The 11,945-nt window shown below is 48.9% G+C and carries 10 protein-coding genes; 4 read left to right on the top strand and 6 right to left on the bottom strand.

The genetic code is table 11. The features are described 5' to 3' along the window. Positions 1–62 precede the first annotated feature (62 nt). Both rplS and dapF read left to right on the top strand, forming a co-directional pair. Positions 63–425, top strand: a complete 363-nt coding sequence (gene rplS, locus BP71_RS34175; protein WP_496386294.1) for a 50S ribosomal protein L19 — start codon at positions 63–65, stop codon at positions 423–425. Positions 426–569: 144 nt separating this feature from the next. After that, on the top strand, positions 570–1,349 hold the full coding sequence (dapF, locus tag BP71_RS34170; protein ID WP_496386171.1) for a diaminopimelate epimerase: 780 nt from the start codon (positions 570–572) through the stop codon (positions 1,347–1,349). A 35-nt stretch (positions 1,350–1,384) separates the two neighbouring features. Here dapF and BP71_RS34165 read toward each other — a convergent pair whose 3' ends face one another. Together BP71_RS34165 and BP71_RS34160 are read right to left on the bottom strand one after the other, a co-directional pair. Further along, on the bottom strand, positions 1,385–1,690 hold the full coding sequence (locus BP71_RS34165; protein WP_496386170.1) for a rhodanese-like domain-containing protein: 306 nt from the start codon (positions 1,688–1,690) through the stop codon (positions 1,385–1,387). Between the two features lie 11 nt (positions 1,691–1,701). Beyond that, positions 1,702–2,844 (bottom strand): DEAD/DEAH box helicase, encoded by a 1,143-nt coding sequence (locus BP71_RS34160; RefSeq protein WP_496386169.1) that lies wholly within the window; start codon positions 2,842–2,844, stop codon positions 1,702–1,704. 181 nt (positions 2,845–3,025) lie between these two features. On the opposite strand from BP71_RS34160, the gene BP71_RS34155 reads away from it, so the two are divergent. Further along, positions 3,026–3,847, top strand: coding sequence for a hypothetical protein (locus BP71_RS34155; RefSeq protein ID WP_496386168.1), 822 nt, complete (start codon positions 3,026–3,028; stop codon positions 3,845–3,847). A gap of 6 nt (positions 3,848–3,853) precedes the next feature. On the opposite strand, the gene BP71_RS34150 is transcribed toward BP71_RS34155, so the two are convergent. Next, on the bottom strand, positions 3,854–5,584 hold the full coding sequence (locus BP71_RS34150) for a M14 family metallopeptidase (RefSeq protein ID WP_496386167.1): 1,731 nt from the start codon (positions 5,582–5,584) through the stop codon (positions 3,854–3,856). 14 nt (positions 5,585–5,598) lie between these two features. Continuing rightward, positions 5,599–6,744 (bottom strand): lipase family protein, encoded by a 1,146-nt coding sequence (locus BP71_RS34145; RefSeq protein ID WP_496386166.1) that lies wholly within the window; start codon positions 6,742–6,744, stop codon positions 5,599–5,601. A 221-nt stretch (positions 6,745–6,965) separates the two neighbouring features. Here BP71_RS34145 and BP71_RS34140 point away from each other — a divergent pair, with 221 nt between their 5' ends. After that, complete coding sequence (locus BP71_RS34140) at positions 6,966–8,222, top strand: cation:proton antiporter (RefSeq protein ID WP_496386165.1); 1,257 nt, start codon at positions 6,966–6,968, stop codon at positions 8,220–8,222. Here the strand turns inward: BP71_RS34140 and BP71_RS34135 are convergent, their stop codons facing one another. Together BP71_RS34135 and BP71_RS34130 are read right to left on the bottom strand one after the other, a co-directional pair. Further along, a complete protein-coding gene (locus tag BP71_RS34135; RefSeq protein ID WP_496386164.1) occupies positions 8,223–9,251 on the bottom strand; it encodes a hypothetical protein in 1,029 nt (342 codons plus the stop codon). A 6-nt stretch (positions 9,252–9,257) separates the two neighbouring features. Next, complete coding sequence (locus BP71_RS34130) at positions 9,258–11,936, bottom strand: DUF3352 domain-containing protein (RefSeq protein ID WP_496386163.1); 2,679 nt, start codon at positions 11,934–11,936, stop codon at positions 9,258–9,260. Positions 11,937–11,945: the final 9 nt, after the last annotated feature.

Here is an 11,945-nt window from a genome sequence, read left to right as displayed (position 1 = left end):
AAGGGGCGTCACCCCGTCCGCTGGAAGCAAGCTATCATTTTAAATCCATAAAATCACTCGTCATGAGCGAACTTATTAAACTCGTAGAAGCTACGATTGAAAATCGTAAATCCGAGTATCCTGATTTCAAATCAGGCGACACGATCAATGTTCACGTGAAGATCCGTGAAGGTAACAAGGAGCGTATCCAGCAATTCCAGGGTACGGTTATGCAGCGTCGTAACGTTAACGGAAGCGGTGAAACTTTCACTGTTCGTAAAATTTCCAACGGTATCGGTGTAGAACGCGTTTTCCCAATCCTGTCACCCAGCATCGCGAAAATCGAATTGATTCGCCGTGGTAAGGTACGTCGTTCACGTCTGTTCTACTTGCGTGGCCGTCAGGGTAAAGCCGCTCGTATCAAAGAGCTTAAAGTATCGAAGTAAGAAAATAAATCTTCGGACCCCAATTTTAAAACCCTGCAAGCGAATTTTTCTTGCAGGGTTTTGTTTTGGAGGAAGGCCGTAAGTAGTGAGCAGTAAGCCATATGCTTATAGTTTAGCGCATGCAGGTTAAAGTTGATAATGATTATGAACATTCCATTCTATAAATACCAGGGCACCGGAAACGATTTCGTGATGATCGATGACCGCGACCTGCAATTTCCCGTCTCCAGGGAGTTGATCGCTTCCATTTGCCATCGTCGCTTTGGTGTGGGAGCCGATGGACTGATCTTGCTGCAAAATGCAGACGGATATGATTTCCGCATGGTGTATTTCAATGCAGATGGCGGAGAAGGCAGCATGTGCGGCAATGGAGGCCGATGTGTAGTGCGTTTTGCCAGTGACCTGGGCCTTTTTGAAGGACAAACAAGGTTCATTGCGGTAGACGGGGAGCATGAAGGCACCGTGTCGGGAGATACGATTCGCCTGAAAATGTCAAATGTGAATGGAGTAGAGCAATATGAGGAGTATGATTTCATGAACACAGGCTCGCCACATTATGTGACCTATGTCGATGCCGTCGAAGAAACGGATGTGGTCGGGATCGGGAGTGAGATTCGTTACGGTTCGGTTTATGGCCCGAAAGGGGGTACCAATGTGAATTTTGTAGAGATTATCGAAGACAATCACCTGGGTGTGCGCACGTATGAGCGCGGGGTGGAAGATGAAACCTATTCCTGTGGAACAGGTGTTACGGCCTGTGCATTGTCTGCGCACATCCGGAAAGGCTGGGGAAGTCCCGTGAAAGTAGAAACGATTGGTGGGTCGCTAGAGGTAGCTTACCGCGAGGCAGGCGAAGGACGGTTCGAGGATGTGTTCCTGATAGGTCCGGCAGTGCGGGTGTTTGAAGGAAATCTGATCATATAATAATAAACCAGGCAGGCCATTACAGCCTGCCTGGTTTACTCTGATTCAATAATGCCACCTTTTACGTGGTATATTTCTTTGTCGGCCCATTCGGGAATGCGGCAATAATCCATGGCCGCCACTTTACTCCGCACGCCATTGGTACAGATCACCACAATAGTATGATACGGCGCCACGATCTGGCGTTTCTCCCTTATTTCGGCCAGCGGGATGTTCAGCCCGCCTTCGTTGAATTCCTCAAATTCCCAGTTCTCTCTCACATCCACCAGGATGGCATCCGGGCGTTTGGATATTGCCAGAGCCTCCCGGAGATCGATATCTGCGAAATTCTTTCTCGCCATGACGGGTGTTATTATCTGCCTATTGCGTAGGGATGGTCGTTCACTACTGGTATATTCTTCGCGATCAGCTTGTGAATGTCGCGCAGAAACACCTTCTCTTCCCGGTCGCAGAATGACAATGCAATGCCTTTCGCTCCCGCGCGCCCTGTACGACCGATCCGGTGCACATAGGTTTCGGGGATATTTGGGATTTCGTAGTTGATCACGTGCGTCAGGTCATCCACGTCGATCCCCCGTGCAGCAATGTCCGTTGCCACCAGTACACGCGTAGTCTGGCTTTTGAAATTCTTCAACGCATTCTGACGCGCGCTTTGTGATTTGTTACCATGAATCGCCTCCGAAGTCACGCCTGCTTTTCTGAGTACTTTCACCACTTTATCAGCACCATGTTTGGTGCGGGTGAAAACCAGCGCAGTAGCGATGTTTTCGTCTTTCAGAATATGCAGCAAAAGCGAATTTTTATCGGATTTGTCTACAAAAAACACCGACTGGCGAATGGTATCGGCAGTCGAAGACACGGGCGTTACTTCTACTTTCGAAGGGTTTCTCAAAATTGTCCCTGCAAGTGTTACAATGGCCGGAGGCATCGTAGCCGAGAAAAACAGTGACTGGCGTTTTGCGGGAAGCAATTTAATCACCTTTTTGACGTCGTGTACAAACCCCATATCGAGCATACGGTCTGCCTCATCGAGGACGAAGAATTCGAGCTGGTTGAGCTTGATGAATCCCTGATTGATGAGGTCGAGCAAGCGGCCTGGTGTAGCGATAAGCACGTCCACGCCCTTCTGCACTGCATCTGTCTGTGGTTTCTGACCAACTCCGCCAAAAATAACGGTGTGCTTTACGCGTGTATGTCGTCCATATGCAGCGAAGCTTTCTCCGATCTGGATGGCCAGCTCCCGGGTAGGCGTGAGTATCAAAGCACGAATACGGCTTCGTTCAAATTTCCCCACAGGGTTTTCATGAAGCAATTGCAGCATCGGAATGGCAAATGCAGCCGTTTTTCCGGTACCTGTTTGTGCACAGCCCAGCAGGTCTTTACTTTCAAGAATAATTGGAATGGCTTTGGCCTGAATGGGTGTGGGAGTGGTGTATCCTTCTTCTTGAAGAGCCTTTTTGATCGGCTCAATGAGTTCTAAATCCTGAAATGTCATCTGGTTTTGTTAAAAGGCCGCGCACACAAAAAATTCGTTTCACCTGCGGCCTGAGTAATATGTCTGAGCCTTTTGGCCCCCGGTATAACAGAAGTATATTTGGAAACGTTCAGTGTATATACTTCGCAAAAGTATTCACTAATATTTACATTTGGCTATTATTCATCAACACAGTATTGCTATGGGCAGATTTACTACACTTACATTCCTGTTGTTACTCCTGTTTGCGGGAGCAAATGCGCAGGACGTTCTGGTTAAGAAAAACGGGGCCATTATCGAAGGAAAGGTCGTCGAGGTGGGTATCGACCGTGTTTTGTACAAAATCAGCAAGGATGAAAACAGCGCCAATTTCGTGGTGCGGAAGAGCGAACTGAGCCGGATCGAGTTTGGAAACGGGCAGACGATCTGGATCGACAAGCGCGCCGAGCGCACCCGGAAAGAGAAGGCCGTGGAGGTCGACCCGGAATATGGCAAAAATATGATCAATGTGTCGCCGTTCAAGGCATTGGACAGTGGGCCCGGTTTTGGGATCAGTTATGAAAGGTTGTTAGATAAAAATGGCTATTTCGGCCTGCTTTTGCCATTTACCATGACTATTCCAGATAGCTACTACATACCGGTCGGTACGGAGGGTAAAGATAATAGTGAAATGTACTATTTCTCGCCCACGCTGAAAGTGTATCCTTTCGGGCAGAAACGTGTCACCTATGCCGTTGGCCCGACGCTCTACGCGGGAGTTGGCAAAAGGTGGAACAACTACACCGACTATAATCCCACAACCGGTGTGTATATCAGCCGCGAAGAACAATGGGAGCGTTTCCGCATGGGAATGATCGTTAATAACTTTGTCAATTTCCAGATCACATCCCGGTTTCAGATCGGTTTAAATGCAGGTGTCGGGCCGCGTTACATCGATCGGCAAACATACGACTCCCGTACCACCCGCACAAAAGGTTTTGAGATCACCGGCGAGTTCAATTTTAATCTGGGATTCAGATTCTGATTTATATTACTTAATAGCCCTGAATACGGGGTAACGCATGTACTCGCGCTCACTGTAAGCGGAATGCTGATAAACGAAATCAAGCTGGGCGTTGGGATTTTTAGCAAATTCAGGATCTGCCTTGCGTTTTTCGTCCAGCTTTGCTTTCAGGTCCGGTGACTTCTTTAACAGGTCGGAGGCCAGATCTTCAAACACATAGCCGGAGTAATGTTCCTTGGCTTGCAGGATCGTATCAAAGAAATTCCATTTGAAGAAGGAGTCCACGCCCTTCGGTTCCAGGGTTTCGACAATGTACCGGTTCGTCCATTGGTTTACAGGAATGTACCAATCGCCTTTTTTGAAGACAATTTTCTGCTTTTCAGTCCGCAGTTTTACGGATGTATGCCAGTAATGTCCCTCAAAAGGTTGCCTGGGTGTTTCGAGCTCATCTATATAGTAAACTTCGACGTCCATTTCGGTGTCCTTATCCAATGTTTTGACCTGCACCCCATTTAATTTCAGGAGAGCTGCCACATTGTGCCAGCCCTGGGGGATCACGTAAGCCTCGGGCCGCGATACTTCGTCCACGGGTACATAGGTATCGTAAAAAGGAATGTCTTTGGTAAATGGCCTGGAACGATCATAATGCAGCCGGGGAAGCCCGCTTACCTCACTCGTAATGTACTCGGGTTCGTAGCCTTTGAACGCGATGGTCGAGTTTTTAGACTTGTCGACCTGCCAGGTGATTGGGAATTTGGCTTGTGTCTTTACAGCTTCCTTTGTTTCCTTGCGCAGTTTCAGCAACCTGCTGCGATGGGCGGCCAGAAACCGGATATTTCCGTGCAGATAGGCATATGTGGATTTAACCCGCTGATCGTAGGGTTTTAGCATGTGGGTTTCGGTCATGACGCCGATGGTATGGAATAAAGCCGCATAGCCGGTGGAGTACCGTGGCCAGTCCGGGAATTGCACGAAACCCTTGTCAGGTGTTTGTCCATATGCATTTACGTAAGGTGTCGCCTCGAATCCTGCTTCTTTCAGATGCTTGTACATGTAAGGCAGGAATACCTGATCGTTAAAGTCGCCCAGAGGGCCGCCCAGCTTGTCTTTTTGAGCATAGTCGAGTGTCATGACGTATTGATAATCGGCGCCGTTGCTGACGTGTGTATCCGCAAAGAGATCGGGATCCAATTCATGGAAAATGGCGGCGAAACTTCTTGCATTCCGGGTATCGCTTTTGATGAAATCCCGATTGAGGTCATAATTCCTGGCGTTTCCCCTGAACCCATATTCTTCCGGGCCATTCTGATTGGTCCTTGTTGTGCTGTTGCGGTTCAATGCGCCGCCGATGTTATAGAAGGGGATAATCGCCACCACGACACTGTCGAGTTCCGGAAATTGGCTGGGATTAACGAGCATATCCCGTAGCAGCATCATCGAGGCATCCACACCGTCGGGCTCACCCGGATGAATGGCATTGTTGATCAGGAGAATAGCTTTACCCTGCGCTTTGAGCTTTCGGATGTCGAATTCTTTGTTTTTGGAATACAATACCAGGTGAAGAGGTTTTCCGCTATCCGTAAGACCCTTTTCCTTCATCTGGATCTGAGGGAAATGTTGGGCGAGGAGCTTGTAATAGGCAATGCCTCCCTCGTAAGTCGGTGTCTGTTTGCCACCGCTGGTTTCAAAGCGGGTCTGGTACTGGGCCGACGCCTGGAATGCAACGACCCATAAAAGAATAATCAGTGTCTTTCCCATGAATGGACTAAAAATCAGTATTTGTATTGTTCAACCAGATGCAGATAGGGAGACATACCGTGGTGGACAAAAACCTGCTGGTCCGAGTCGGGAAATTGCTGATAATATGCCTGATCCGCCAGGAGCATGATGGTGGGCCCTATTCTTACGTAATTACTGCTTTTGAAATAAACTGGTGACTGGTATTCCGGCAGGTTTTTTACGACGATCTTACCCGCGTATTTGCCGAGGTACTTCTCATAATTACGTTGCGCCTTTTCACTCGGTTTTTTCAACCCTTTGTACGCATGTCTGAGTCCGATGCGTGCGATCAGCTTCTGTTTTTTGATGATCCCGTCGATGTTTTTGAATGGGTTGGTCGTATTGAAATCATCGAGCGTTTGCACCGAGAACGGAACTTCCGGTACCCAGTCGGCCGAATTAATGACGTTAAAACCCCAGCCACCTGCCACTAGATTTTCATATTCATAGGCAAAATAGGTATTGCCGACTTTCGGACTGGCGCTGCAATAAGTTTTGAAGCGGATGTCCTGCGGTAATTTTCCGAGTTTTTTAAGCGAATGCAGATGGGAGGTCATCAGGTAGCAGATCGCGCCGCCCTGGCTGTGACCCATAATGATGAAATCCCGGGTGCCGTTTTTGTACAGGGAGTCGATTTTGGGTACTATATCTTCTGCCAGATAAGCGGTGCCCAAAAGCCAGCCTATGTGTACTGCGGCCCTGGGATGATCGGCCAGGTCGTAAGAAAATGTGTGCGCATGGCTGAGTTTGAGCTCTCCCCTGGCCGGTACCATGGCCGCATAGAAGTTTTCCAGCCATCCTACTGCGTTGGTGGTCGTACCCCGGATATTGATCACCGCGATCGAGGCGTCATTTTTCCATAATTCCCATTTGTTATCCAGCCCCATCACCGGCGATCTATAAATGGACGTGAAAAGAGTGGGTTTCGGGATCGGGAACTTATTCCGGTTGGTCATGGCGGTATCATAGAGCAATACATGCATGTACATCAGTTCCTTGTATTCGGCTTTGTTAAAGCCCGGTTTGAGCTTGCTATCCTGTGCGTAGGCCTGCCCGGGCGACCATGGACATGCGTAGAAAAGGACTATACAAATCAATGTGATGGGTTGCCAGCGGAAATGAGTAAATGTCTTTTGCATGAATGATCGCGTGATGGTGAATGACGAAGCGCACTTTCAGTTACTAATGTAGGAAAACAATCGCTTTCAGGCTCTTTTTCGAGGTTTGTATTGTAATGTCGGGCATGATTTTCAGGCGTTTCCTGAAATTAGAATACCATTAGAGTTTGCCGCTGGCAGGCTATCCGCCTTGAATGCCGCCCGGAAATTTTGTATTTTTGACTAGTCTAAAAAATATTTTCATGGAGTTGTATTATTCCTTTTCCGCCTTAATTGTTCTCTCTGCGGTATTTTCTTATCTCAATTCCCGGTTCCTGAAATTGCCGCCATCCATCGGTGTGATGGTTATCGCATTGATGGTTTCGCTGGGGTTGATCGCGACAGACAGCATATTTCCCCGGACGTTCATACGCATTTCAACGCTCATCGCCAGTGTCGATCTCACGGAGATCCTGATGGGCGCGATGTTGAATTTCCTGCTTTTTGCGGGAGCCATTCACCTGCACCTGGAAGACCTTCGGGAGCAACGGCTGCCGGTCATTATATTTTCCACAGTCAGCGTAGTGATTTCGACATTTGTGATCGGTTTTCTGATTTACTATATCTTACCATTGGTTGGTTTCCAGATTCCTTTAATCCAATGTCTGGTCTTTGGTGCGTTGATTTCTCCTACCGATCCCATTGCTGTTTTGGGTATTCTGAAACAAGCGGGAGTCCCCAAATCGCTTGAAACCAAGATTGCCGGCGAATCGCTTTTTAATGACGGTATGGCGGTTGTTGTGTTCATATTGATGCTGGCGCTGGCCAGGGGCGAAGAGGTGAATACCTCGTTTACAGGCATAGCAGGCCTTTTTGTGAAAGAGGCCATAGGAGGGATTTTGCTCGGCTTACTACTTGGGTTCGTAGGATCGAAGATGATGTACCGGGTGGATGGCTACAATGTCCATGTGCTAATTACGCTGGCGATCGTCATGGGCGGGCATTTGGCTGCGCAGGCATTGCATATGTCGGGGCCGCTCGCAATGGTTGCGGCGGGTCTGGTTGTGGGTAATTATGGTAAAAACCCGGGGATGGTGTCGGATACCGAACGCGATTACATTGATAAATTCTGGGAGCTGGTCGACGAGATCCTGAATGCGATCCTGTTCCTGATCATCGGGTTCGAGTTGTTGCTGATTCCCGACATGAAACAATACGGCTGGGCCGGACTGATTGCTATCGTGGTAGTGCTTTCGGCACGCTTTATCTCAATTTACATTCCGGTTAAACTCATTCCTTTCAAAACGCGCTTCGGCAAGAAATCCATTACAATCCTGGTTTGGGGAGGGCTGCGCGGAGGCGTGTCTATTGCCCTGGCATTATCGATCGATCAGGATCTGAACAAGGATTTGCTGCTGGCGATCACCTATTTTGTCGTGCTCTTCTCCATTATCGTACAGGGACTAACTGTCGGGAAGCTGACCGACCGGTTTGCGAACGAAGAGGAGGCGGCAGGGTAATCAGGATGTGGGTTGAGCGACCAGTTTATTGAGCAATGCATTGATTTTATTGAGCCATAAAGCCTGGCCTTCACAGGTCCAGTGCGAGTCGCCTTTCATATAAGAACTCCTGCCCATGTGGCGAAAATCATCCAGGACATCGATATAAGGGATAGTCATCTTCGGATGCCGGTAGACTTTTTCGATAAGCCTGTTGTAGGGCCCATATTCGGGACTGATCACCGACACTTTGTTGGGGATAATCGACAGGACTACGTGATTGAAGCCCAGCGAATCCGCAAATGCACGGCTTGCTTCCAGATTGGTCATGATCGAGTCCAGTTCCGTGGGGCGCACCGGAGTGAAAGACGAAGTAACTTCGGGCGTGTCTGTATCCAGGTAGTAAACAATGTCGCGGTCGTCGTTCACTAGCGTAACACTCGGGTTGACACGCTGGAAAAGGCGATGGTTGAAATCGGATTTCCATTCTTTTATCCGTAATGCGAAGTCGTTCTGGAAAAGAAACCCATCGAGCCGATCAGCCGTAAAGGAGCCTCGGAAAGCGTCATCGAGGCGATGAACAAATTTACCCGACGTGAACTTCTGGACGAACGTAGCCGTATCGGGAACGAGTACCTGTATTTTGGTTGCAAGGTGTTGCCGGAAGTGGCGTTCTACGCTTTCAATGAGCAGGATATTATTTTCGGTGGTATCCAGTTTAATGTGCGCGAACTCTGCCCAATTCACATAAGTGTAATTGTCGACCGCAAAGTTCTGTGAACCTACGCGTGCCGTTTCGGTAAAGCTATCCCCGATAATGTACAAATGCACTTTACGCGTGGAGGGCGTGCGCGCAGGCGGGGTGTAGTCAGTACATTGCTTACGCGGGTCGCGGAATTCAGAAAGGGTCGAAAGGCGATAAAGGTCTCCGTATTGATAGCCATCTTCTACCAAACCCTCTTTCCAGAGCGCCGGGAGGATCGGCGGAGTCAGGCCCACTATCCAGATCCCGCAGGCAACGAACAGAACGATATATCTTAAAATCTTCATAGCTATTTAGCGCAACTTCACAGACCAGACCTGAATCTTTTTCTCGGATCTACTGAAAATCAACAATTTATAATAACCAGGCTGATAAGTCAACTGAACCGGCATTTCGGATGGGATTGCTTTATCGCCCAAACGTCTCCCGGCTATGTCGAAGACTGTTGTGTAACTTCCTGATTTGATGGTAATAAACCGGTTGTCTGCCCCAAAGAAGTGATATTGGATTACTGCATTCGGCAAAATGTCCTTGATTTCAAAAAGCTCCCGTCCGTCCTTGGTTATAATGGCCGTTTTGGAATTGACCGACCGCACCAGAATCCAGTCCAGCGAATTACGGTCAAAAAGGATCTTGAATCTGGATCCCGGTTCAGGGCGCAATAACTGTTTGCGGGAAGTGATTTTGCCGTCGAGATTGATCCGGATGAGCTCTCCGGATACGCTTACACCGACCAGCTCAGGCTGACCTGTGCCAGGATTTTGTGCCCAGGTGAACGGACTCTCGGCCCTGGTCAGAATATCGACAGGGAAGCCGGGTTTGACGGTGCCGTTTTCTTTCAGCAAATAGATTTTTCCATTTTGCTGTGTCACTATAAATCCTCTGTTTCCGATCTGATTCAGCGCTACCACCGGGCCGATGATCTTGTCAAACTGCACGGAATGGTTCAGCCTGCGCAACGGCCTCATTACATTCTCCCAGACAAACAGTTCTTCGGCCGAGCTTTTGACAATGAATCGGTTACTGCCGTCATCATCACCGTCAATGAGGTACAATGCAGAAATAGCATCAGTAGTCGGCAAATGTCCCTGGAATCTTGTTACCATCGTAGAATCGTCCTCGTCGAGCGCATATACCGTTCTGTTGGTGGCAAAAATGCGCTGTTGCCTTCCGATGTTCAGGAAATCGACCTTATAGGCGGACGTACTGATGGGGCCGTTTAGTTTGGCAATGGTCTCGGTTTTCCCTTCACGCAGGTTATTGGTGCGCAGCAGGTTATGCTCTTTATCGGTGAGCAGGATCTCCGAACTGCCATCGATCGGATTTTGCAATGCAGCAAGGCCCGTATCAAAAATTTCCGGCCATTCGATATCAATGTTCAGGAAGGTCCGGTTCAGTACCTTGCTTGCGGTCTGACGTTTTTTGGGATGGAATGTCAGTTCCGGATAGGCTTCGCTGCCATCAAAGTGGCATTGCAGCGTAATCGACTCCATTTTGGCCGTCAGGTCGTTATACTTGGTATTGGCCGAAGTAGTCTCACCGGATTGCGCTTTCCGCAGGTTAACGATCAGAGAGAGTTGTGCCTCCATATTGGCGTTCGTGAGTACGCTGTCATATTCCGGGGACTGTTTCCACGTGATCTGGTTCTCATAATCCACAATGTAGTTTTGCAACACCTGGGAGTTGTTGCTGATCACCAGATACGGCGCAATATATGTGATATAACTCCTTGGAAAGCCGGTGAACAACGGCCCGTACAGTCCTGTCGGCAATTCGGGAATTGGGACGGAATAAATGTCATAGCCCTGGTACTGGTCTGCCGAGACATTGGTTTCCTGGTTGGCCAGCCGCGCCAGTTTTTGCAGCACGGGGCGTAGTTTTTCGTAGTTGGAGAACTCGGCGAGCAGGATCTTACCGTCGGTAATGCTATTGTTTTCTTCAAGCTGGCAAAGGATCAGTTCGGATCCCAGGTTGTCGATGAGCAGATTGCTTTCACCCGTGATGTAGTAATTGAGTTTATCCCAGGCCGGCGATTTGTATTTGTTATGCCATTTGAGAAATGCGGCCTTGAACGCGGCCTTATCAGACGCCGCCGATCGGTAGAGAAAGGAGGTTTGTTGTGAAATATGTTTGTGTCCGGTGAATGGTGCACCCGGGATATCTTTCAGAATATCAGCCAGGTAATAATCCGGTGCATCAGTGCCATCCGACTTGACCACGAGATTGCCTTTGTCCTTCGCAGTTTCTATGTGAAAATCCTGGTAGGCCGGAAAGCCTTTCCCAAACTCGGTCAATGTGCCGGCGTCATTCACCGAGACCACGGATTTCCACGCGTCCGAGCGCAGGTAAACGCTGGTTCCATAATCCGAGTCATCGCTGTTGGAAAAACGCGATCGAAGCCTGAATGAACCGATGTTCAGAGAAGAGGCCCGTACGGCATCTTCGATCAGGTCGCCGTAATAGCTGACGATCAGATAATGGTCTTTGACCAGATATGAAAACAATGGCCGGGAATTGGCATCGATCGCGTCGGTGATGCGGTGATCCTGGAAGTTGTGGTGCAGCAGGCGGATATTGGCATGTTGAGGGCTGGAAAGCCATTTGGTCTCCTCCTCATTCACGGGAATGTACATGATCACCCCCCATTCGGTACTGGTGCGCGGATGATAGGAGTAGGAGAGGGTTTTGCCCTGGAGGAATTGCTTCCACTTTTTCTGATCCTTGGTCAGCAGGTTGAGCAGGGTAAGATTGTCACTGGCAATGTCGAGCAGCGGTAGTCTTTTGAGATCGAGGCTGGCATCCGTCGCGGTGTAGGCGGAGTCCTGAAGGTGCTCACTGGTAATGACTACTACGGCATTGGACGGGATGAACTGCCAGGCTGCTGACGAACCCCTCGACCATTTGAACAGGAAATATCCTGCTGATGCGACAAATACGATCAGCAGGATAGCAATCAGTTTTTTTTTCGACACAAGCCTGTT

The organism is Dyadobacter ginsengisoli DSM 21015, from assembly GCF_059568735.1.
This window is presented reverse-complemented; position numbering and strand designations above follow the sequence as displayed.